This is a genomic window from Streptomyces pactum, from assembly GCF_016031615.1.
Classification (GTDB): Bacteria; Actinomycetota; Actinomycetes; order Streptomycetales; family Streptomycetaceae; genus Streptomyces; species Streptomyces pactus.
This window is the reverse complement of record NZ_JACYXC010000001.1, coordinates 1,275,152-1,296,897: the sequence shown is the minus strand read 5'-3', so window position 1 is coordinate 1,296,897 and position 21,746 is coordinate 1,275,152. Positions and strand designations below refer to the sequence as shown.

18 protein-coding genes and 1 pseudogene are annotated in these 21,746 nt (G+C 73.5%); 8 read left to right on the top strand and 11 right to left on the bottom strand.

Annotated features, from left to right (window positions below; translation table 11 throughout):
• Nucleotides 1–446: 446 nt before the first annotated feature.
• The 5 genes and pseudogenes from IHE55_RS05185 to IHE55_RS05170 all read right to left on the bottom strand — a co-directional run bounded on the left by IHE55_RS05185 (nt 447) and on the right by IHE55_RS05170 (nt 6,023).
• Nucleotides 447–1,202, bottom strand: coding sequence for an SDR family oxidoreductase (locus tag IHE55_RS05185; RefSeq protein WP_197987945.1), 756 nt, complete (start codon nt 1,200–1,202; stop codon nt 447–449).
• A gap of 4 nt (nt 1,203–1,206) precedes the next feature.
• Entirely contained in the window at nt 1,207–3,000 is a 1,794-nt protein-coding gene (locus tag IHE55_RS30735; RefSeq protein WP_307826854.1) for a glycoside hydrolase family 15 protein, read from the bottom strand.
• 546 nt (nt 3,001–3,546) lie between these two features.
• A pseudogene (locus IHE55_RS30730) lies at nt 3,547–4,272 on the bottom strand (SURF1 family cytochrome oxidase biogenesis protein); the annotation flags it as partial.
• Between the two features lie 149 nt (nt 4,273–4,421).
• Nucleotides 4,422–4,655, bottom strand: a complete 234-nt coding sequence (locus IHE55_RS05175; protein ID WP_197987943.1) for a metallothionein — start codon at nt 4,653–4,655, stop codon at nt 4,422–4,424.
• 369 nt (nt 4,656–5,024) lie between these two features.
• Nucleotides 5,025–6,023, bottom strand: a complete 999-nt coding sequence (locus IHE55_RS05170) for a DEDDh family exonuclease (RefSeq protein ID WP_197987942.1) — start codon at nt 6,021–6,023, stop codon at nt 5,025–5,027.
• Nucleotides 6,024–6,279: 256 nt separating this feature from the next.
• On the opposite strand from IHE55_RS05170, the gene IHE55_RS05165 reads away from it, so the two are divergent.
• Nucleotides 6,280–7,242, top strand: coding sequence for a sterol desaturase family protein (locus IHE55_RS05165; protein ID WP_197987941.1), 963 nt, complete (start codon nt 6,280–6,282; stop codon nt 7,240–7,242).
• Between the two features lie 80 nt (nt 7,243–7,322).
• On the top strand, nt 7,323–7,925 hold the full coding sequence (locus IHE55_RS05160) for a lysoplasmalogenase family protein (protein WP_372442750.1): 603 nt from the start codon (nt 7,323–7,325) through the stop codon (nt 7,923–7,925).
• A gap of 295 nt (nt 7,926–8,220) precedes the next feature.
• Here IHE55_RS05160 and IHE55_RS05155 read toward each other — a convergent pair whose 3' ends face one another.
• Nucleotides 8,221–9,759 (bottom strand): S8 family peptidase, encoded by a 1,539-nt coding sequence (locus tag IHE55_RS05155; protein ID WP_197987939.1) that lies wholly within the window; start codon nt 9,757–9,759, stop codon nt 8,221–8,223.
• Nucleotides 9,760–10,020: 261 nt separating this feature from the next.
• Here IHE55_RS05155 and IHE55_RS05150 point away from each other — a divergent pair, with 261 nt between their 5' ends.
• From IHE55_RS05150 to moaA, 3 genes are all read left to right on the top strand, one after another.
• Complete coding sequence (locus IHE55_RS05150) at nt 10,021–10,365, top strand: DUF485 domain-containing protein (RefSeq protein ID WP_197987938.1); 345 nt, start codon at nt 10,021–10,023, stop codon at nt 10,363–10,365.
• Complete coding sequence (locus IHE55_RS05145) at nt 10,362–11,987, top strand: monocarboxylic acid transporter (RefSeq protein ID WP_197987937.1); 1,626 nt, start codon at nt 10,362–10,364, stop codon at nt 11,985–11,987. The genes IHE55_RS05150 and IHE55_RS05145 overlap by 4 nt, the downstream gene beginning before the upstream one ends.
• Nucleotides 11,988–12,219: 232 nt before the next feature.
• The gene (gene moaA / locus IHE55_RS05140; RefSeq protein ID WP_232265927.1) at nt 12,220–13,209 is read left to right on the top strand and encodes a GTP 3',8-cyclase MoaA; all 990 of its coding nucleotides are present in this window, start codon (nt 12,220–12,222) and stop codon (nt 13,207–13,209) included.
• A gap of 39 nt (nt 13,210–13,248) precedes the next feature.
• Here moaA and IHE55_RS05135 read toward each other — a convergent pair whose 3' ends face one another.
• Nucleotides 13,249–13,497, bottom strand: a complete 249-nt coding sequence (locus tag IHE55_RS05135; protein WP_197987935.1) for a hypothetical protein — start codon at nt 13,495–13,497, stop codon at nt 13,249–13,251.
• A 306-nt stretch (nt 13,498–13,803) separates the two neighbouring features.
• The gene (locus IHE55_RS05130) at nt 13,804–14,223 is read right to left on the bottom strand and encodes a DUF3099 domain-containing protein (protein ID WP_197987934.1); all 420 of its coding nucleotides are present in this window, start codon (nt 14,221–14,223) and stop codon (nt 13,804–13,806) included.
• Nucleotides 14,224–14,438: 215 nt separating this feature from the next.
• Here IHE55_RS05130 and IHE55_RS05125 point away from each other — a divergent pair, with 215 nt between their 5' ends.
• Complete coding sequence (locus IHE55_RS05125; protein WP_197987933.1) at nt 14,439–14,717, top strand: GlsB/YeaQ/YmgE family stress response membrane protein; 279 nt, start codon at nt 14,439–14,441, stop codon at nt 14,715–14,717.
• 322 nt (nt 14,718–15,039) lie between these two features.
• Here the strand turns inward: IHE55_RS05125 and tyrS are convergent, their stop codons facing one another.
• The 3 genes from tyrS to IHE55_RS05110 form a co-directional block, all read right to left on the bottom strand.
• Complete coding sequence (gene tyrS, locus IHE55_RS05120; protein WP_197987932.1) at nt 15,040–16,455, bottom strand: tyrosine--tRNA ligase; 1,416 nt, start codon at nt 16,453–16,455, stop codon at nt 15,040–15,042.
• Nucleotides 16,456–16,575: 120 nt separating this feature from the next.
• The gene (locus IHE55_RS05115) at nt 16,576–17,970 is read right to left on the bottom strand and encodes a metallopeptidase TldD-related protein (protein ID WP_197987931.1); all 1,395 of its coding nucleotides are present in this window, start codon (nt 17,968–17,970) and stop codon (nt 16,576–16,578) included.
• Nucleotides 17,967–19,490 (bottom strand): TldD/PmbA family protein, encoded by a 1,524-nt coding sequence (locus tag IHE55_RS05110; protein ID WP_197987930.1) that lies wholly within the window; start codon nt 19,488–19,490, stop codon nt 17,967–17,969. Before IHE55_RS05110 ends, IHE55_RS05115 begins: the two co-directional genes overlap by 4 nt.
• A 305-nt stretch (nt 19,491–19,795) precedes the next feature.
• Between IHE55_RS05110 and fabG the strand changes: the two genes are divergently transcribed.
• Both fabG and fabI read left to right on the top strand, forming a co-directional pair.
• Nucleotides 19,796–20,500: a 3-oxoacyl-[acyl-carrier-protein] reductase gene (fabG, locus tag IHE55_RS05105; protein ID WP_197987929.1), complete on the top strand. Its 705-nt coding sequence runs from the start codon at nt 19,796–19,798 to the stop codon at nt 20,498–20,500.
• Nucleotides 20,501–20,505: 5 nt separating this feature from the next.
• Nucleotides 20,506–21,276 carry an enoyl-ACP reductase FabI gene (fabI, locus tag IHE55_RS05100; RefSeq protein ID WP_197987928.1) on the top strand — a complete coding sequence of 257 codons (771 nt, stop codon included), beginning with the start codon at nt 20,506–20,508 and terminating at the stop codon, nt 21,274–21,276.
• The last annotated feature ends 470 nt before the right edge of the window (nt 21,277–21,746 follow it).

The window sequence follows — 21,746 nt, the reverse complement described above, 5'->3', positions numbered from 1 at the left end:
CCGCCGTCGGGACCGTGCCGCGGGCCCGGCAGGCCGCCCGGGCCGGGGCCGGTGGGGTCAGGCGTACGGTCCCCGGGGCGGACGGCCGGGCGGGGTACCCGTGAACGCGGCGGCTCACCGGCCACCCCGGCCCGGGGCCCATCCGGCCGCCCCGTGCCGGAGCCCCGACCGGATGCCTGCCCGCCCCGCGCGGAGTACCGACCGAAAATCGCCTGTTCGGCGCCTGCCCGGACCGGCACGGTCCCGACCCGCACGCACCGGCACGCCCGGCACGCCCCGGGCCGGCGCGCGTACCGGTGCCGGAGAGTGCCGGGCGGGGCGTACCGCACCGGGCCCCGGCGGGCCGGGCGTACCGGGGCGCCGCGCCCCGACCCGACGGCCGGGGTACCGAGCGGCCGGGACCGCCCGGCCCGGGGAGCCCACCGGGACCGCCGGTGGCGGAGAGGTCAGAAGCCGCGCAGCGCCCCGCCGTCCACCGGCAGCATCACCCCGGTGAGGTACGAGGCGGCCGGGGAGAGCACGAACGCCGCGGTCCGCCCGAACTCCTCCGGGGTGCCGTAGCGGCGCAGCGGGATCGCCTCGCAGCTGCGGCGACGGGACTCCTCCGCGTCACCGGACAGGGCGTCCAGCTCCCGCACCCGGTCGGTGTCGATCCGGCCCGGCAGCAGGCCGACGACCCGGATGCCCCGCGGACCCAGCTCGACCGACAGGGACTTGGCCAGTCCCGCGAGGCCGGGGCGCAGGCCGTTGGAGATGGTCAGGCCGGGGATCGGCTCGCGCACCGACCCGGAGAGCACGAAGCCGATCGCGCCGCCGGCGGGCAGCACCCGGGCGGCGGCCCGGGCCAGCCGCAGCGCCCCCAGGAACACCGCGTCGAACGCCGCCCGCCACTGCTCGTCGGTGTTGTCCTCCAGCAGCCCCGCGGGCGGGCCGCCCACGCTGATCAGCACCCCGTCGAGCCGGCCGAACCGCTCCGCGGCGATGGCCAGCACCCGTTCGGCGGTGTCCGGGGCGCCGTTGTCGGCCGGGACGCCCACCGCGTTCGGGCCCAGTCCGGCCGCCGCCTCGGCGACCCGTTCGGGGTCCCGCCCGGTGAGGACCACCCTGGCGCCCTCGGCGACCAGTTCGGCGGCGGTGGCGCGGCCCAGTCCACGGGTCGCCCCGGTGAGCACGTACACACGGTCTTTCAGTCCGAGATCCATGGGATCAGTCTGCCGTGGCCGCGCCGGCGAGTGTCAGCGCGCTCCCCACCAGGCCGATGTGGCTGAAGGCCTGCGGGAAGTTGCCGAGCTGGCGGTGGCCCACCGGGTCGTACTCCTCCGACAGCAGCCCCACGTCGTTGCGGAGGTCGAGCAGCCGCTCGAACAGGGCCCGGGCCCGGTCCTCCCGGCCGATCAGCCGCAACGCGTCCACCAGCCAGAACGAGCAGGCGATGAACGCGCCCTCACCGCCGGGCAGACCGTCCACCGCGGACGCGCCGCGGTGCCGGGAGCCGTAGCGGTGGAGCAGCCCGTGGTGGTCCAGCTCCGCCTGGACCGCCGCCACCGTGCCCACCACCCGGGGGTCCGAGGGCGGCAGGAAGCCGACGCGGGGGATGACCAGCGTCGCGGCGTCCAGCTCCTCGGACCCGTAGGACTGGGTGAAGGTGCCCCGCTCGGCGTCGTACCCGCGCCGGCACACCTCCCGGTGCACCTCGTCCCGCATCGCCCGCCAGCGGCCGGCGTCCCCGTGCAGGGCCGGGTGGGTCTCCACGGCCCGTACCGCGCGATCGGCCGCGGCCCAGGCCAGCACCTTGGAGTGCACGAACTGGCGGCGCGTGCCGCGGACCTCCCACAGCCCCTCGTCGGGGGCGCGCCAGGCCGACTCCAGGAAGTCCATCATGGCCCGCTGGAGGTTCCAGGCGGGCGATGCGGCCGGCAGCCCGCGGCAGCGGCAGATGTGCAGGGTCTCCAGCACCTCGCCGTAGACGTCCAGCTGGAGCTGCCCGGCGGCGGCGTTGCCCAGCCGGACCGGTACCGACCCCTCGTAGCCGGCCAGCCAGGGCAGGGCGATCTCCGGCAGCCGCCGCTCGCCCGCCAGCCCGTACATGATCTGGAGCTCGGCCGGGTCCCCGGCGATGGCGCGCAGCAGCCAGTCGCGCCAGGCGGCGGCCTCCTCGCGGTACCCGGCGGAGAGCAGCACGAGCAGGCAGAGCGCGGAGTCCCGCAGCCAGCAGTACCGGTAGTCCCAGTTGCGGACGCCGCCGATCTCCTCGGGCAGTGAGGTGGTGGGGGCGGCGACGATGCCGCCGGTGGGGGAGTAGGTCAGCGCCTTGAGGGTGATCAGCGACCGCTCCACGGCGTCCCGGTACGGGCCCCGGTACGTGGTCCGTCCGGCCCAGGCCCGCCAGTCGGCCAGCGACCGGGCCAGACCCCGGTACGGGTCGACCTGCCGGGGCCGGGGCCGGTGGGAGGGGTGCCAGGTGAGGACGAACGCCACCCGCTCCCCGGCGGAGACGGTGAACTCCGAACGGGTGCTGAAGTCCTCGCCGTAGGTGCGCACCGGCGGCTCGGAGCGCAGCCACACCGAGTCCGGCCCGGCGACCGCCACCCGGTGCCCGTCGCTCCGGCGCATCCACGGCACGACCCGGCCGTAGTCGAACCGCAGCCGCAGCACCCCCAGCATCGCCACCCGGCCCGAGAGGCCCTCCACGACGCGCACCACGTCCGGCGCGCGGTCCCGGTGCGGCATGAAGTCGGTCACCCGGACGGCGCCCCGCTCCGTCTCCCAGACCGAGTCCAGCACCAGGGTTCCGGCCCGGTAGGCGCGCCGGGTGCAGTTCCCGGCCCCGGCCGGGGCGAGCCGCCAGTGCCCGTTGTCGCGGTCGCCGAGCAGGGCGGCGAAGCAGGCGGGGGAGTCGAAGCGGGGCAGGCACAGCCAGTCGATCGAGCCGTCCCGGCCGACGAGCGCGCCGGTCTGCCGGTCGCCGATGAGCGCGTAGTCCTCGATGCGCCGAACCACCTGGCACGGGTGCCCGGAAGGCCCGGGACCATGCGGGCCGGGCGCACCGCACACCGGACGGGGCCCGCCCGGGCCCGGACGACCGCCCGGGCCCGGCGGTCCGCAGTTCGGGGCCGTGCGGGGCTGTGGGGGGGCTGTGCGGGGCCATTTCTCCGACAGCACCTGGTCGTGGTCCGCGGCGGCGGACGTCCCGGCGCCGGAGGCCCCGCCGGCGCGCCCGTCCGGGGACTTCCGGTCCTTCCCGGGGGAGCCGTCCACCGTGGGCGTGGTGCCCGCCGGGGCGGACGCCGGGTCCGCGGCCGTGGTGTCCTTCGCGGCGGGCAAGTTCCCGTCCGCGGCGGTCGTCTCGTCAGCGGCGGTGCGCTCGTCCGCGGCGGGCGCGTTCCCGCCCGCGGGGATGTCCTCGTCGGTGGCGGTGGGCTCATCCGCGGCGGCGGCGTTCCCGTCCGCGGACGGTCCGGTGCCGCCCGCCGGGGGCGCGGCACCGGCGGGTGCCTGCTCGGCGGCCTTAGCCGCCGCGGCCGCCGCCCGGTCCCGGCGCTCGCGGCGGACCAGCACGATCCACCCGGCCGGCACGCCGGCGGCGAACAGCCACCACTGGACGGCGTAGGCCAGGTGCGCGCCGATGCTGCTGTGGTCCGGGGGCGGCACCGGCTCGGGCTGCTTGGTGCCCTTGGGCGAGGAGGTGATCAGCTCGATGTAACCGCCGAGCACCGGACGGCCGAGCCCGGCCCCCAGCCGCTCGCTGTTGATCAGCATCACCTGGCGGTCCGGCAGGCCCTTCTTGTCCTTGATGCCGCTGGACCCGGTGGTCTCGGCGGCCTTCAGCCGGCCGGTGACGGTCACCTCGCCGCGGGGCGGAGCGGGCACCTCGGGGAATCGGGTCAGGTCGTCGCCGGGCGGGATCCAGCCCCGGTTGACCAGCACCGCGCGGCCGTCGGTGAGGAGCAGCGGGGTCACCACGAAGTAGCCGATGGACTGCTCGTCGGAGCCGGTGCGCTGCCGCACCACGACCTCGTGCCGGGTGTCGTAGCGGCCGGTGGCGGTCACCTTGCGCCAGGTGACGTCGCGGGGGACGTCCCGGCCGGGGGCGGTCAGCTCGCCGACCGGAACGGCCGGCGCGTCCAGGCTCCGGGCGATCAGGTCGTTGTGCGCCACCCGGTTCTCGTGGCGGTGGAGCTGCCAGAATCCCAGCTTGATCATGACCGGGATCAGGACGAGCCCCACCAGCGTGAGGATCACCCACTGCCGGGACAACAGGAAGCGATACACGGCTTAAGACAGTACCCGTCGCGGATCGTCCCCTCGCCGGTGGGTACCCGCGCGCCGCGCACCCGGACGCCTCCGGGGACCGGCGGCACCCGGACACCTCCGGTGGCCGGCGCGGCCCGGGACCACCGGCCGGACGGCGGCCCCGCGGGTCACACCCGGTCGACGATGCCCACCCGCCCCTCGGCGCGGGCGCAGTGCGCCCCGCAGTACCAGTGCCCGTCGGCCTCCACGCCCTGCCCGATGATCTGGCACCGGCAGTGCTCACAGATGGGCGCCATGCGGTGGATGGCGCAGGAGAAACAGTCGAAGACGTGCACCGCGCCCTGCGCGTGCACCTCGAATGTCATGCCGTAGTCGTTTCCGCAGACCTCGCAACGTGCCATGGGCCCCATGGTGCGGCGCCGGGCGGCGCCGGGCGAGCGGCGGCCGGGCGTGTCGCCCCGGCGTTCACCTGATGGTCTGATCATCGCCCGCCGTTTGCCGGATCGCCGTGCCGCCGGCCGCGGCGGGCGGGCCCCACCCGTCGGCGCGGCCCCCGCCGGCGTCCTCCGTCGCCCCGCCGTGCTCCGCGGCCGCCGTACCGTCGCCGTCGCCGTCGCCGTCGCCCGCGTCCCGCGGCGCCGGCCGCCCCGCCGCGACCGTACGGCCGTCCGCTCCCGCGGCGCCGGCCGCCCCGCCGCGACCGTACGGCCGTCCGCTCCCGCGGTGGCCGGACACCCGCCCGGGTGGGTCGCCGGATCCCGGGCCGGGCCTCAGCCGGAGGACGTGGTCCCGGCCGGCCGGACGTGCTGGAGCAGTTGCATGAAGGCGGCCTCGTCGATCACCGGGGTGCCGAAGGCGCGGGCCTTGGCGACCTTCGAGGTGGGGGAGCCGGGGTCGTTGGTGACCAGCAGGCTGGTGAGCCGGGAGACGCTGGTGGCGACGTGCAGCCCGGCCTCCACGGCGCGGTCCTCCAGCAGTTCGCGGTCCACGGAGGTGTCACCGGAGAAGGCCACCCGCATGCCCTGCGTGAGCTGCTCGCCGGGGACGTAGCGCCCCGGGTTGGGGTACGGGCACGGGGGCCGCTTCCGGCTCGGCCGCCAGCTGCCGGCCCGGTACGACCGTTGGACGCCGATCCGCGCGGCCCCGCCCGCGGCCGGTCCCTCGGCCCACTCGGTGAGCGGCTGGCAGGCGAGCAGCGGCAGCCGCAGCCCGGACCGGGCGGCCGTCCGCAGACTGGGGCGGAAGGTCTCCGCGAGCACCCGGGCGTCGTCCAGCGCGTGGTGCGCCCGCTGCTGCACCACCCCGTAGTGCGCGGCGAGGGTCTCCAGCTTGTGGTTGGCCAGCGGCAGCCCCAGCTCCTTCGAGAGCGCGATGGTGCACAGCCGCTGCCGCACCGGGGCGGTCAGCCGCGCCCGGGCGTACTCACGGGCGATCATGGACCAGTCGAAGACCGCGTTGTGCGCCACCAGCACCCGGCCGGCGAGCCGTTCGGAGAACTCCTGGGCGATCTCCGGGAACAGCGGTGCGCCGGCGAGCAGGTCGGCGGTCAGGCCGTGGATCCACACCGGCCCGGGGTCCCGCTCCGGGTTGACCAGGGTGTACCAGTGGTCCTGCACCTCCCCGCGCGCGTCCAGCTGGTAGACGGCGGCCGACACTATCCGGTCGTCGCGGGCGAGACCGGTGGTCTCCACATCGACGACCGCGTATCCCTCCGGGTACGACTCCGGCCAGGAGATCGGCGATGCGGCTGCCATGCGGTCTTCGAGCATGGTCACTGAGGATACGGGCCGCCGCCGACAGCCACGGCCCGGCCATGGCCGGATCGTGACGGCGTGAAAGGTGACGAAAGCTCGAAAATCAAGAACCAAGCGGCCATATCGGACAGCGGGGCGGGGTCGTCCTCCGGGTCCCGCCGGGACCTCGCCGGAGGCCTGCCGGATTCTCGTTGACAGAAAGTCTCACTTCCGACCTACTTCTCGGTAACCACCTCTAGCCGCGGCCACCGCGCGGCCCTAAATTGCGAACATGGCTCACCTTCCCGATGTCGTGCTGTGGTCGATCCCGGCATTCGTGCTGCTCACCGCCGTCGAGATGGTGAGCTACCGCCTCCACCCCGATGACGAGGCCCAGGGGTACGAGGCCAAGGACGCGGCGACCAGCGTCACCATGGGCCTGGGCAGCGTCGGCTTCGACCTGCTGTGGAAGATCCCGATCGTCGCCGTCTACACGGCGGTGTACGAACTCACCCCGCTCCGCGTGCCCTTGGCGTGGTGGACGCTGCCGCTGATGCTGCTGGCCCAGGACTTCCTCTACTACTGGTCGCACCGCGGCCACCACGTCGTCCGCGTACTGTGGGCGTGCCACGTGGTGCACCACTCCAGCCGCAGGTTCAACTTCACCACCGCGCTGCGCCAGCCGTGGACCACCTGGACGGTGTGGCCGTTCTACCTGCCGATGGTCGTGCTGGGAGTGCACCCGGCCGCCGTCGCCTTCTGTTCCTCGACCAACCTCGTCTACCAGTTCTGGGTCCACACCGAACGGATCGGGAAGCTGTGGCGCCCGGTCGAGTTCCTCTTCAACACCCCCTCCCACCACCGCGTCCACCACGCGTCCCAGGGCGGCTACCTGGACCGCAACTTCGGCGGCATCCTCATCGTGTGGGACCGGGTCTTCGGCTCCTTCACCCCCGAGACCGAGCGTCCGGTGTACGGCCTGACGAAGAACATCGACACCTACAACCCGCTCCGCGTCGCCACCCACGAGTACGCCGCCATCGCCCGCGACCTCCGCGCCGCGCGCGGCTGGCGGGAGCGCGCCGGCCGGCTCTTCCGCGGCCCGGGATGGCAGCCGGCCGCCCCGGCGGCGCCCGCCGCGACCGCGCCCGGCGGCCCCGGCCCGGCAGCCGCGGAACCGTCCGCCCCACCACGGGTCCCGGCCGCCCCGGCGGCCGGTTCGCCGTCCCGGCCGGGCGGGGAGGCCACCGCGTGAGCGGCGGACGGCTCCCGGTCCGGACCCGGCTCGCCACCGGGAGCGCCGGGCCGCCGGCCGGCTCCGCCGGGGCGCGGGCCGTGCTCGGCGTCTTCGCCCTGCTCGCCGCCGTCCACCTGGGCGCGCTGGCGGTCGCGGCGGAGACCGCGGAGCACCTCACCAAACCCGCGCTGATGCCGGTGCTGGCCGGGTACGTCCTGCTGCGGGGCGGACCCCGACCGCTCGTCGCCGCGCTGCTGTTCGGCTGCGGCGGCGACACCCTGCTCCAGATCGGCGGCGATGCCGCCTTCCTCGCCGGCATGGCGTCCTTCGCGGCCGGGCACGTCTGCTACCTGCTGCTCTTCCGGCGCGCCGGCGGACGCGTGCCGCCGCTGCTCGCCGCCGGCTACGGGGTCGCCTGGCTCGGCACGGTCGCCCTGCTCTGGCCCGACCTCCCGGCCGGGCTGCGGCTGCCGGTGGCCGGATACAGCCTGCTGCTCACCGCCATGGCGGCCGCAGCCCTCCGCGCCGGGCCGCTCGCGGCGGCCGGCGGCGCGCTCTTCCTGCTCTCCGACACCCTCATCGCCACCGGCATCGCCGACTGGCCGCAGGCCCCGGCACCCGGCTTCTGGGTCATGCTGACCTACCTGGCCGCGCAGTACGCGCTGACGGCGGGGATCCTGCGCACGGTGCGCGCGGGCTGATGCCCACCCGGGGCCGGGGCCGCCGCGGCGCGCGGCGTCACCGCGGTGGCCGGGGCGCCTGACGCGGGGCCAGGAGACGTCCCCGGTGTTCGGACGGGCCCCCGGGTGCACCGGCCCCCGCCGGTCGCGCGGCCGGAGCGGGCCGTGGCGTGCGTCCGGGGACCGGGGACGGCGACGGGCGGTACCCCGTCACGCAGGGGTACCGCCCGTCCTCCGCGGCCGTCGGCCGGGTTCACCGGCCACCGGCCGGCAGGGGCTCAGCGGCGTGTCCGGCACGCCCGCCGCGCCCGGTGGGTCACTTGGTGACCGCGTCCAGCGCGTCCACGATGCCGTAGCCGTAGAAGCTGTTCACGTGCTTGGTGCCGGTGCAGGTGGCGTCCACGTCACCGTCACTGTCCGGGTCGTACGGGGTCGTCGGGCAGCCCGGGTTGTCCGCCTGCTGCTTCAGCAGCCACTGGATCTCCTGCGGGGTGGACGTGGGGCGCTTGCTCTTGACGAGCGCGGCGACACCGGCGACGTGCGGGCCGGCCATCGAGGTGCCCTGGAGGTAGGCGTAGTCGCCCTCGGGCATGGTGGACAGGATGCGGCCGTCCTTGGCGGGCAGCTCGGGCACCTGGTACTTGTCACCGCCCGGTCCGGCCACGTCGATCTGGCCCAGGCCGTAGTTGGAGTAGTACGACTTGGAGTTGTTCACGCCGGTCGCCGAGACGGTGACCACACCCGGGAGCTGGGTCGGCACGTCGAGGCACTTGGACGGGTCGATGGTCCGGTCGACCGGGGTCGAGTCGTTCGGGCTCGACTTGTCCAGGATCTCCTTCGCCGCGAGGTCGAAGTTGGAGTTGCCCGCCGAGGCGACGTTGACCGCGCCCTTGTCCTGGGCGTACTTCGCCGAGCGGCCGACCGCGTCCAGGATGGCCTTCTGGTCGAGGTCGTCCTTGCAGTTGAACATCCACGGGTCGACGTAGTAGCTGTTGTTCGTCACCTCGACGCCGTGGTCGGCGGCGAAGACGAACGCGCAGACCACGTTCTCGGCGTAGAACAGGCCGTCGACGGGGTCGCTCACCTTGATGGCGGAGACCTTCACGCCCGGGGCGACACCGGCCACGCCGATCCCGTTGCGGGCGGCGGCGATGGAGCCGGCCACGTGGGTGCCGTGGTAGTCCTCGGTGGTGTACGGACGCCAGGCGCCGGCGCTGGTGTCCGGCACGCCGCCGACGCAGTTGGCGGAGGCCTTGGCGTCGAAGTTCGGCTTCAGGTCCGGGTGGGTGTCGTCCACACCGGTGTCGATGACCGCGACGGTCACCTTCTTGCTGCCCGGGTTCACCTTCGCGGCCTTGTCGGCCTTGATGGCGGGGATGTCCCACTGGAGCGGCTCCAGCGGCTCCTTGCCGGCGGCGAGGGCCTTGGACTTGGCGGCGGCGGTGGCCTTGGGCGCCTTGACCTTCTCCGGCTTGCCGACCTCGGTGGTGGCGACCGGCTTCAGCGGGGAGGTCCGGGTGGCGCCGGCGGACTGCACGCCCTGCACACCGCGGATGGTCTTGGCGAAGTCCGGGTTCGCGGAGTGCGCGACGATCACGCCGATCTTCGCGTGCGTGGTGACGATGGTGCCGCCGGCGGCCTTGACGGCCTTCTGCACCTTGGCGAGGGTCGCCTTGTCGGGGGTGGCGTTGACCACGTACGACAGCTTGGGACCGTCGGCCTGAGCGGTGACCGCGGGCGCGTCCTGGGTGGCGGCGGAAGCTCCGTGCGGGAGGAAGCCGAGGGACGCGGTGAGCGCCAGGCCGACCGGTACCGCGAGAGCGGCACGCCGGCGACTGGATCTCAGATGAGCCATGGGATCTCCACATCATCCGTGAGACCGCCCGGCGCGCGAGCTGCGTGCGGGCGGGTGCATGACGAGTGAAGCTAGCGCTGATCATGCTGGGCTATCAATACATTCCGGCAGAAATCCCATCACGTTTCGCACACAACATGACTGTCGTCTGAACATTTTTGTACAGCAGTCAATCACATGACCCTGTTGGAACCGCGGGGCAGCCCCTACGATGCGTGACCTGGATCACCCGCCGCCCGTCCCCGTATCCCAGGAGAGACCGTGGAGACCGCATCGACCGATCGGCAGGGGCAGCCGCCGCCGGTACCGTACGAGCAGGTGCAGGCGAGCCCGGAGTTCACCGAACTCCGCCGGGCCCACCGCTCGTTCGCCTTCCCCCTCACCGTCGCCTTCGTCAGCTGGTACCTGCTCTACGTGCTGCTGTCCAACTACGCGGGCGACTTCATGGGGACCAAGGTGGTCGGCCACATCAACATCGCTCTGGTGTTCGGCCTCGCCCAGTTCCTGACCACCTTTCTGATCGCCTGGTGGTACTCCCGGCACGCGGCGGCCAAGCTGGACCCGCGCGCCCGGGCGATCAAGGCCCGCCTGGACGGTGACGCGTGAACGGTTCCTCCCTGCTCCTGGCGGCCGGAGAGGTCGACGAGCACCGCCCGCTGATCATCTCCCTCTTCGCGGCCTTCGTCGTGGCCACCCTGGTCATCACCGTCTGGGCCGGCCGGCAGACCAAGGACGCCGCCGACTTCTACGCCGGCGGACGCCAGTTCTCCGGCTTCCAGAACGGCCTGGCGGTCTCCGGCGACTACATGTCCGCCGCGTCCTTCCTCGGCATCGCCGGCGCCATCGCCCTCTACGGCTACGACGGCTTCCTGTACTCCATCGGCTTCCTCGTCGCCTGGCTGGTGGCCCTGCTGCTGGTGGCCGAGCCGCTGCGCAACTCCGGCCGCTACACCATGGGCGACGTGCTGGCCTACCGGATGCGGCAGCGCCCGGTGCGCACCGCCGCCGGCACCTCCACCATCGTCGTCTCCATCTTCTACCTGCTCGCCCAGATGGCGGGCGCCGGTGTGCTGGTCTCCCTGCTGCTCGGCATCACCAGCGAGGCCGGCAAGATCGGCATCGTCGCCCTGGTCGGCGTGCTGATGATTGTCTACGTCACCATCGGCGGCATGAAGGGCACCACCTGGGTGCAGATGGTCAAGGCGGTGCTGCTCATCACCGGCACCCTGCTGATCACCTTCCTGATCCTGCTGAAGTACGACTTCAACCTCTCCGAGCTGCTCGGCACCGCGGCGTCCAACAGCGGGCAGGGCTCGTCCTTCCTGGAGCCGGGCCTGAAGTACGGCATCGACGGCACCACCAAGCTGGACTTCATCTCGCTGGGCGTGGCGCTGGTCCTGGGCACCGCCGGACTGCCGCACATCCTGATCCGCTTCTACACCGTGCCCACCGCCAAGGCCGCCCGGAAGTCGGTGAACTGGGCGATCGGCATCATCGGCGCCTTCTACCTGATGACGATCGTGCTCGGCTTCGGGGCCGCGGCGCTGCTCAGCCGGGACGAGATCACCACCTCCAACAAGGCCGGCAACACCGCCGCCCCGCTCGCCGCCATGGAGATCGGCGGCGGGGGTGACTCCACCGGGGGCGCGATCCTGCTCGCGGTGATCTCCGCGGTCGCCTTCGCCACCATCCTCGCGGTGGTCGCCGGACTGACGCTGGCCTCCTCCTCGTCCTTCGCCCACGACATCTACGCCAACGTCATCCGCAAGGGCGAGGCGAGCGAGAAGGAGGAGATCCGCGCCGCCCGCTGGGCGACGGTGCTGATCGGCGCGGTCGCCATCGTGCTCGGTGCCTTCGCCCGCGACATCAACGTCGCCGGACTCGTCGCGCTGGCCTTCGCGGTCGCCGCCTCGGCCAACCTGCCGACCATCCTCTACAGCCTGTTCTGGAAGCGGTTCACCACCCGGGGCGCGCTATGGTCGATCTACGGCGGCCTGGTCTCCTCGGTGGTGCTGGTGCTCTTCTCCCCGGTGGTCTCCGGCAAGGAGTCCTCCATGTTCAAGAGCGTCGACTTCCACTGGTTCCCGCTGGAGAACCCGGGGCTGATCTCCATCCCGCTCGGCTTCCTGCTCGGCTGGATCGGCTCGCTGCTCTCCAAGGAGGAGCCGGACGCGAAGAAGTACGCCGAACTGGAGGTGCGCTCCCTCACCGGCCACGGCGCGCACTGAAACGTCGGCCGCGGCGCGCACCGGACGCCGGCCGCGGTCCCGTCCCGTGGTGTTCGGGGCGGGGCCGCGGCCGGGGTGCGCCCGGGCATCGCCGGACGGCGCGGCACCGCCGCCGGCCACACCGGGTGACCGCACGGTCGCATCAACGAACTGTTGAACGTCGGAGGTGTCGCGTACGCTGCGGAAGAACCGGCCGCAGCGCATGCATTCGAACGTGGGAGGGGTCGCCCCCATGCTGATCGACACCTATGGTCGCGTCGCCACCGACCTCCGGGTCTCCCTGACCGACCGGTGCAACCTGCGCTGCACCTACTGCATGCCCGAGGAGGGACTGCAGTGGCTGGCCAAGCCGGAGCTGCTCACCGACGACGAGATCGTCCGGCTGGTCTCCCTCGCCGTCACCCGTCTGGGCGTCACCGAGGTCCGGTTCACCGGCGGTGAACCGCTGCTCCGCCCCGGCCTGGTGGACATCGTGAGCCGCTGCGCCGAGCTGAGCCCGCGGCCCCGGATGTCGCTCACCACCAACGGCATCGGCCTCGCCCGTACCGCCGAGGCGCTGCGCGAGGCGGGCCTGGACCGGGTCAACGTCTCCCTGGACACCCTCCGCCCGGAGGTGTTCCGCGCGCTGACCCGGCGCGACCGCCACCACGACGTGCTCGCCGGGCTGGCGGCCGCCCGGGCGGCCGGACTCGACCCGGTCAAGGTCAACGCCGTGCTGATGCCCGGACTCAACGAGGACGAGGCGCCCGACCTGCTCGCCTGGGCCGTGGCCAACGACTACGAACTCCGCTTCATCGAGCAGATGCCGCTCGATGCCCAGCACGGCTGGAAGCGCGACGGCATGATCACCGCCGGGGACATCCTCACCTCGCTGCGCACCCGGTTCGACCTCACGGCCGAGGAGCGGGAGGAGCGCGGCTCGGCCCCCGCCGAACGCTGGCTGGTCGACGGCGGGCCGGCCCGGGTGGGCGTCATCGCCTCGGTCACCCGCCCCTTCTGCCGGGCCTGCGACCGCACCCGGCTCACCGCCGACGGGCAGGTCCGCACCTGTCTGTTCGCGCGGGAGGAGACCGATCTGCGCGGCGCCCTGCGCTCCGGCGCCGGGGACGAGGAGATCGCCGGCCTGTGGCGGCGGGCGATGTGGGGGAAGAAGGCCGGCTCCGGACTGGACGACCCGGCGTTCCTCCAGCCCGACCGCCCGATGTCCGCGATCGGCGGCTGACCGGCCGCGGGGCCGCTCCCGCGCGCTCCCTCGACGGCGTCAGCCGTTCGTCTCCACCCACTCCGACAGCTTCACCACGTCCTTGAGGAAGCCGCGGACGCCGAGGAACTGCGAGAGGTGCTCGCGGTGCTCCTCGCAGGCGAGCCAGGTCTTGCGCCGCTCCGGCGTGTGGATCTTCGGGTTGTTCCAGGCGAGCACCCACACGGCGGGAGCCCGGCAGCCCTTGGCCGAGCAGATGACGGCGGTGGGGGCGTCGGCGGAAGGCGCGGAAGGCTCGGTGGAATTCACACCCCCGATCCTAGGGCGCGGGACCGAATCCGTCCGAGGGTGGTGGGCGACGAAGATCCCGGTGGCCGGTGGCCGGTGGCCGGCGGGACGGTGTGGGGCGCGGGGTGCCGCTGCGCCGGAGCCGGCGGGCGGAGGCCCGGACATGACGACGCCGGGCAGCCACGGGGGGAGCCGCCCGGCGTCGGTCCGTCGCTCCGACGGGGGATGCGGAGCGCGTACGCAGTATGTCATGGGGCATGGGGCGCGGTGCACCGGAAGCGCGTGATTGCTCGCGGCTTTTCTCCGGTCCCGACCGGGCCGGCCGGTTCAGCGGCGGGCGTCCGGTCCGTCCTCCGAGGGGCGCCGGACGTCGTCCGCTACGGGTTCCGCGCCGCGGTCGCCGACCGTACCACCACCGGGCCGGTCGCCGCCCCGGTCACCGTGCCGCGCCTGGGCCTCCAGCATCGGCCGGGTGGGCGTCGGGATGAAACTGGACGGCAGCGACGGGGTGTTCTCCCGTCCCGCGTTGGCGATGACCACCGCGATGTAGGGGAGCAGAATGCCCAGGACCAGCGCCACGAACGCGACGTGCCGCTCCACGTTCCACAGCACGGCCGCCAGCACCACCGACACCGTGCGCACCGTCATCGAGATGATGTAGCGGCGCTGCCGGCCGCGGACGTCCTCGGCGAGGCTCTGCCGGGCGCCGGTGATCCGGAAGACCTGCGCTCCGTCATGCTTCCGCATCACGTTCCACCACCTGACTGCTGACCGGCCCCGGCCGGTTGTCCGACACCATCAACGGTACGCCCGGCCCGCTCCGGCCCGGTGACCGGGGCACGCCACACGGCGTAGAAGCGTCCCGCCCGGCGCGGGGGCTCCGCTCCGGCGTGCGCCGTACCCCCATCGGTCGGACACTGAGGATGCTGTCGCGCACACGGCACGCCGTACGAGGAGGCGACATGAACTGGTTGTGGGCGATCATCGTGGGTCTGGTGCTCGGCGTTCTCGCCAAGGCCATTCTCCCCGGGAAGCAGAACATCCCACTCTGGCTGACCGTGATCTTCGGTATCATCGGCTCGATCATCGGCAACGCCGTGGCACGGGGGATCGGTATCGACGAGACCAAGGGCGTGGACTGGGGGCGGCACGCGCTCCAGCTCGCCGGGGCCGTCCTGGTGGTGGCCCTGGGTACTCCACTGTGGGCGGCGATCCGTGGCCACGGCAGACAGCGGGCCTGACCCGCACCGACGGGCCGCGGTCCGGCCCGTACCCGGCACGGCACGGCGGCCGGTGCGCGCCCCGCACCGGCCGCCGCCGAACCGATCGGCAGGCCCGGTCCGCCACCGCCGGCGGGCGTGAGGACCGGCTCCGGACCTCGCCGTAACGCACCCCGGAACGCTCTGCACCGGCCGGGCGGCGGAACCGCTGCCGGACCCGCGGCCCACGACACGACCTCCCGGACCGCTGACCGCTGTTCACGGCCTGCCGGGCCGGGTCCGTGCGGGCCCGGGGGTCCGGGGCCCGCACGGGTGCGGGCTCCCCGGGCCCGCGGGGACGGCCTCAGGCGCCGCGCAGCTCCGCGATCTTCCGGCCCGCCTTGAGGTACACCGGGGCGGCCGCGTCCAGCCCGGCTTCGGCGACCACCTCGCGGACCACCTCGGCCAGCGGCCGGATCGCCTGCGCCTCGGTGAGCACCACGCCGCGCTGCTCACCCCCGGCCTCGCCGACCAGCCGCAGCCCGTTCTGCTTGGCGACCCGGCGGGCGGCCGACGCGCTCGGCTGGAAGCCCAGCACCTTCGACAGCACCGCGGTGGCCGCCTCCGCGCCGTGCTCGGCCAGCTCCACCACCGGCAGCGACTCCACCTCGGTGAAGCTCTTCCGGGAGAACTGGGCCACGAACCCGGCCCGCGCGGCCATCGCCGCCTCCACGCCGTACAGCGCCGCCACGACCTCGCCGGCGAGCACCTTCTTCAGGTCCATCGGGTGCAGCGACTTCTCCGCGAGCCGGGAGGTCACCAGCGCGACCTCCTCGTCGGTCCACTCGGTCCAGGCCCGCAGGTAGGGATCCATCAGCCGGTCCGGGATCGACATGATCTTGCCGAAGACGTCCTCGGCCGGCGCGGTGAGCCCGACGTAGTTCCCCTTGGACTTGGACATCTTCGCGCCGGTGCCGTCGGTGCCCTCGATCAGCGGCATGGTGACCGCCAGCTGCGGCTGCTGCCCGCGCAGCTCCATCAGCTTCCGGCCCATCTGGAGGTTGAGCAGCTGGTCCGCGCCGCCCAGCTCGACGTCGCACTCCAGCGCCACCGAGTCCAGAGCCTGCGCGATCGGGTAGAGCAGCTCCGACATGGTCAGCCCCGAGCCGGCGGACAGCCGGTTGCGGAAGTCCTCCCGCTGGAGCAGCTGGGAGACCGGCACCTGGGCGAGCAGGCCGAGCAGCTCCGGGAAGGTGTAGGGCGCCAGCCACTCGCTGTTCTGCCGGAAGCTCACCTTGTCGAAGTCGAGGAACGGCCGCACCTGCTCGCGGTAGCCCGCCAGGTTGGCGGCGATGTCCGCGTCGGTGAGCGGCGGGCGCTCCGCGGTACGGCCCGACGGGTCACCGATCTTGGCCGTGAAGTCGCCGATGATCAGCGTGACGTCGTGCCCCATCCGCTGGAACCGGCTGAGGATGATCATCGGGACCACGTGGCCCAGGTGGACGTCGGCGGCGGTCGGGTCGATGCCCAGCTTGATCCGCAGGCCCCGGCCCGCCGTCTGCCGCTCCTCGATCCGCTCCGCCAGCTTCTCCACACCCGGCAGCACCTCGACCGTACGGGAGGCGATCAGCTCGGCCTGTTCCTTCGCCGGCAGGTCCGACAGGTCCAGATAACGCCGCGCCTTGGTCTCACCGAGCAGCTTCTCCACGGTGGAGTCGGAGGAGAGATCCTGCGCCAGCAGCGCGCTGGCGCGTGCGACGGAGTCGCCGAGGCGTGTCATCGTGGCGTTCCTGATGGTCGTCGGAGAAAAAGGGACGGGCCGAGTCTATGGGGTGCGGCCGGGGCCGGGGCGAACCGGGAGCGCGGCCCGGTGGCGGGTCGCCGCCCCGGCCCCGGGCGGTCACACCCCCTTGCTGACCGAGCTCATGTTGAAGTCGGGCACCCGCAGCGGCGGCATCGCGGCCCGGGTGAACCAGTCGCCCCACTCCCGCGGCAGCGTCCGCTCGGTACGGCCCGCCTCGGTGGCCCGGGACAGCAGGTCCACCGGCGACTCGTTGAAGCGGAAGTTGTTCACCTCGCCGACCACCTCGCCGCCCTCCACCAGGTACACCCCGTCCCGGGTGAGTCCGGTGAGCAGCAGCGTCGCCGGGTCGACCTCGCGGATGTACCACAGGCAGGTCAGCAGCAGCCCCCGCCCGGTGGCGGCGACCATCTCCTCCAGCGACCGGGTGCCCCCCGCGTCCAGGACCAGGTTGTCGATCGCCGGTGCCACCGGCAGCCCGGTCAGGCCCGCCGAGTGGCGCGTGGTGACCAGCCGGTTCAGCACCCCGTCGGAGATCCACTCGGTGGCCGGCAGCGGCAGCCCGTTGTCGAAGACCGACGCGTCGTCGCCGGAGGCGTGCGCCAGCACGAACGGTGCGGCCTCCAGCCCCGGCTCGGCCGGGTCGCTGCGCAGCGTCAGCGGCAGCCGCGACAGCTTCTCGCCGACCCGGGTGGCCCCGCCCGGCTTGCTGAAGACCGTCCGGCCCTCCGCGGCGTCCCGCGCCCCGGAGGACCACAGCTGGTAGATCAGCAGGTCGGCCACGGCGGTGGGCGGCAGCAGCGTCTCGTACCGCCCGGCCGGCAGCTCGACCCGGCGCTGTGCCCACGCCAGCCGCTGCGCCAGCTCGGCGTCGAGCGCGGCCGGGTCGACGTCCCGGAAGTCGCGGGTCGCCCGCCCGGCCCAGGCGGACCGGGTGCGGTCGGGCGACTTGGCGTTCATCTCCAGGGTGCCGGTGGGCTGGTCGTGGCGGAGCCGCAGCCCGGTGGAGGTGCCCAGGTAGCTGGAGACCATCTCGTGGCTGGCGAAGCCGTACAGCTCCCGGCCGCCGGCCCGGGCCCGGGCGAAGGACTCGCCGAGCGCCGGGGCGAACGCCGCGAACACCTCCGAGGAGGTCTCGGCCGGCGGCTCGGCGAAGCCGGCCGAGGCCGGCACCCCGGTCACCAGCGGCTGGGCGTCCTCGGCCGGACCGGCGTCCCGGGCCGCGGCCTCGGCGGCCCGGACCAGCGGCTCCAGCTCGTCGGCGGTGACCGCGGACCGCGAGACCACACCCGAGGCGGTGCCCTCCCGCCCCTCGACCGTGGCCACCACGGTGAGGGTGCGGCCCCGGGTGACGCCGTTGGTGGTCAGCGCGTTCCCGGCCCAGCGGAGGTTGGCGGTGGACGTCTCGTCGGCGATCACCACGCAGCCGTCGGCGCGGGACAGCTCCAGCGCCCGCTCGACGATCTCGTGCGGCTTGTGGGTACGGGCGGTCATCGGCCGGCCTCCTGCGTGGTGTTCAGAATGTTGACGCCGCGGAAGAGCGCGGACGGGCAGCCGTGCGAGACGGCGGCGACCTGGCCGGGCTGCGCCTTGCCGCAGTTGAAGGCGCCCCCGAGCACATAGGTCTGCGGACCGCCGACGGCCGCCATCGACCCCCAGAAGTCCGTGGTGGTGGCCTGGTACGCGACGTCGCGCAGCTGGCCCGCGAGCCGGCCGTTCTCGATCCGGAAGAAGCGCTGGCCGGTGAACTGGAAGTTGTAGCGCTGCATGTCGATCGACCAGGAGCGGTCGCCGACCACGTAGATGCCGCGCTCCACCCCGGAGATCAGCTCCTCGGTGGAGGGCCCGGACGGGGCCGGCCGCAGCGAGACGTTCGCCATCCGCTGCACCGGCACGTGGCCGGGGGAGTCGGCGTACGCGCAGCCGTTGGAGCGGCCCAGGCCGGTCAGCCTGGCGATCCGCCGGTCGAGCTGGTAGCCGACGAGCACCCCGTCCTTGACCAGGTCCCAGGACTGCGCGGCCACCCCCTCGTCGTCGTAGCCGACGGTGGCCAGTCCGTGCTCGGCGGTCCGGTCCCCGGTGACGTTCATGATCTGCGAGCCGTAGCGCAGCTCGCCCAGCTGGTCGAAGGTGGCGAAGGAGGTCCCCGCGTAGGCCGCCTCGTAGCCCAGCGCCCGGTCCAGCTCGGTGGCGTGGCCGATCGACTCGTGGATGGTCAGCCAGAGGTTCGACGGGTCCACCACCAGGTCGTACGTCCCTGCCTCCACCGACGGCGCGCGCATCTTCTCGGCGAGCAGCGACGGGATCTCGGCCAGCTCGGCGTCCCAGTCCCAGCCGGTGCCGGTCAGGTACTCCCAGCCGCGCCCGACGGGCGGCGCCAGGGTCCGCATCGAGTCGAACTCGCCGGAGGCGGCGTCCACCGCCACCGCCGTCAGCTGCGGGTGCAGCCGGACGCGCTGCTGGGTGGTGGTGGTGCCCGCGGTGTCCGCGTAGAACTTGTTCTCCTGCACGGTCATCAGCGAGGCGTCCACATGGGCCACCCCGTCGGCCGCCAGCAGCCGGGAGCTCCACTCGGCCAGCAGCCCGGTCTTCTCCGCGTCGGGCACGTCGAACGGGTTGATCCCGTAGGCGGAGACCCAGGTGCGGTCGGCGTGCACCGGCTCGTCCGCCAGCTCCACCCGCTCCTCGGAGCCCGCCGCCTCGATCACCTTCGCGGACAGCCGGGCCATGGCCACCGCCTGCGAGGCGACCCGGGCCGCCGCGTCCATGGTCAGGTCCACCCCCGAGGCGAATCCCCAGGCGCCGCCGTGCACCACCCGCACCGCGTACCCCAGGTCGGTGGTGTCCGACGAACCGGCGGGCCTGGCGTCCCGCAGCCGCCAGGACGCGCTGCGCACCCGCTCGAAGCGGAAGTCCGCGTGGTCGGCACCGAGGGCCCGGGCGCGTGCCAGCGCCGCGTCGGCGAGCGCCCGCAAGGGCAGTGCCAGGAACGACTGATCGACCTCATGGGGCACGACGGGCCCCTCCTCTTCTTCCGTCCGGTTCCGTCTTCACCTGTGTGGGCTGTGTCAGCTGGAGTGAATCATGGCGCCGGGCGCCGCAGAGCGGAATAAACCGCACCGGGCGGGCAGCGGGCCACCCGTCCCCGCGGGAGCCGGCCACGGCGCGGCGCCGGGGCACGGGCCGGGCCGCCGGGGGCGCTTTCTGTAGGAATCCGACAGTGCTGTCCGGAAGCCACTGTGGGGGGTGGATTCTCCGGCGGCCGCCGCGGACCGATAGTTTGCGGGAGTACCACGACCGCTATCGAAAGGGTGCTCCATTGAGCCGCTCGGTTCTCGTCACCGGAGGAAACCGGGGCATCGGCCTCGCCATCGCCCGAGCGTTCGCCGACGCGGGCGACAACGTCGCCATCACCTACCGGTCCGGCGAGCCGCCCGCGGGCTTCCTCGCCGTGCGGTGCGACATCACCGACCCCGAGCAGGTGGAGCAGGCCTACAAGGAGATCGAGGAGAAGCAGGGCGCGGTCGAGGTGCTGGTGGCCAACGCCGGCGTCACCCGCGACCAGCTGCTGATGCGGATGTCCGAGGAGGACTTCAGCACCGTCCTGGACACCAACCTGACCGGCACCTTCCGGGTGGTGAAGCGCGCCAACCGCGCCATGCTGCGGGCCCGCAAGGGCCGGGTCGTGCTGATCTCCTCGGTGGTGGGCCTCCTCGGCTCCGCGGGGCAGGCGAACTACGCCGCCTCCAAGGCCGGGCTCGTCGGTTTCGCCCGCTCCCTCGCCCGGGAGCTGGGCTCGCGCAACATCACCGTCAACGTCGTCGCGCCCGGCTTCGTGGACACCGACATGACCCGCGTGCTCAGCGACGAGCAGCGGGAGGGCATCGTGAAGCAGGTGCCGCTGGCCCGCTACGCGCAGCCCGAGGAGATCGCCTCCGCGGTCCGCTTCCTGGCCTCCGACGAGGCCGCGTACATCACTGGAGCCGTCATCCCCGTAGACGGCGGATTGGGCATGGGTCACTGAACGTCATGAGTGGAATTCTCGCCGGCAAGCGCATCCTGGTCACCGGTGTCATCACCGACGCCTCGATCGGCTTCCACGCCGCCAGGCTCGCCCAGGAGGAGGGCGCCGAGGTCATCCTCACCGGCTTCGGCCGGCTGACGCTGGTGGAGCGGATCGCCAAGCGGCTGCCCAAGCCCGCCCCGGTCATCGAGCTGGACGTCACCAACCAGGAGCACCTCGACACCATCGCGGACCGGGTGCGCGAGCACCTGGGCGAGGGCGTGGACCTGGACGGCATCGTGCACTCGATCGCCTTCGGCCCGCAGGGCGCCTTCAACTTCCTGGAGGCGAGCTGGGAGGACGTCTCCACGGCGGTGCACGTCTCGGCGTACTCGCTGAAGTCCCTGACCACGGCGCTGCTGCCGCTGATGCCGCGCGGCGGCTCGGTGGTCGGCCTCACCTTCGACGCCAAGTTCGCGTGGCCGGTCTACGACTGGATGGGCGTGGCCAAGGCGGCCCTGGAGTCCACCTCCCGCTACCTCGCCCGGGACCTCGGCCCGAAGAACGTCCGCAGCAACCTGGTCGCGGCGGGCCCGATCAAGTCGATGGCCGCCAAGTCCATCCCCGGCTTCGAGGTGCTCGCCGACGAGTGGGGCGACCGTGCCCCGATCGGCTGGGAGATCTCCGACCCCGAGCCCGCCGCCCGCGGTGTGGTCGCGCTGCTGTCGGACTGGTTCCCCAAGACCACCGGCGAGGTCGTGCACGTGGACGGCGGCGTCCACATGATGGGCGTCTGACACCCGTCCCGCCGCGCTCACCGGTGCCGGTGCCGGCCCGCTCAGCCGGCACCGATGCCGCCGGTTGCGTCCGACGGGCGATGCCCCGGTCCTCCCCGCGCTCCGCGGGAGGCCGGGGCATCGCCCGTTCGGCCCTGTCCGGGGGCGGCCGGGGCCGCGGCCCGGCACCGTGGAGTCCATACCGCGCGTACCGCCCACGGGCGCCGGCCGGACCTTTCGTCCGTGCCCGGCGCGCCGGTACGTCCCGGGTGTACCTCCCGGGTGTACGCACCGGTACGTCGGTGTACGTCCCCCTTGAGGTGCAGCCGCGGCGGACCCGCCGCAGCACGGCCGAGGAGGTTCGCCATGCGCAGGAGGTCCCGCACCGCGGTCGCCGCGACAGCCGTGGCGGCGGCCTGCGCGGTCGTCGCCGCGGCCCCCGCGTCCGGCGGACGGCCCGCCGCCCGCCGCCCGGTCGTCGCCCCCCGGCC

Bases quoted from the DNA above. Each gene is read 5' to 3' on its own strand.
- IHE55_RS05185 (WP_197987945.1), bottom strand. From the start codon at position 1,202: ATGGATCTCGGACTGAAAGACCGTGTGTACGTGCTCACCGGGGCGACC.
- IHE55_RS05175 (WP_197987943.1), bottom strand. From the start codon at position 4,655: ATGGCACGTTGCGAGGTCTGCGGAAACGACTACGGCATGACATTCGAG.
- IHE55_RS05170 (WP_197987942.1), bottom strand. From the start codon at position 6,023: ATGCTCGAAGACCGCATGGCAGCCGCATCGCCGATCTCCTGGCCGGAG.
- IHE55_RS05165 (WP_197987941.1), top strand. From the start codon at position 6,280: ATGGCTCACCTTCCCGATGTCGTGCTGTGGTCGATCCCGGCATTCGTG.
- IHE55_RS05155 (WP_197987939.1), bottom strand. From the start codon at position 9,759: ATGGCTCATCTGAGATCCAGTCGCCGGCGTGCCGCTCTCGCGGTACCG.
- moaA (WP_232265927.1), top strand. From the start codon at position 12,220: ATGCTGATCGACACCTATGGTCGCGTCGCCACCGACCTCCGGGTCTCC.
- IHE55_RS05130 (WP_197987934.1), bottom strand. From the start codon at position 14,223: ATGCGGAAGCATGACGGAGCGCAGGTCTTCCGGATCACCGGCGCCCGG.
- IHE55_RS05125 (WP_197987933.1), top strand. From the start codon at position 14,439: ATGAACTGGTTGTGGGCGATCATCGTGGGTCTGGTGCTCGGCGTTCTC.
- tyrS (WP_197987932.1), bottom strand. From the start codon at position 16,455: ATGACACGCCTCGGCGACTCCGTCGCACGCGCCAGCGCGCTGCTGGCG.
- IHE55_RS05115 (WP_197987931.1), bottom strand. From the start codon at position 17,970: ATGACCGCCCGTACCCACAAGCCGCACGAGATCGTCGAGCGGGCGCTG.
- fabI (WP_197987928.1), top strand. From the start codon at position 20,506: ATGAGTGGAATTCTCGCCGGCAAGCGCATCCTGGTCACCGGTGTCATC.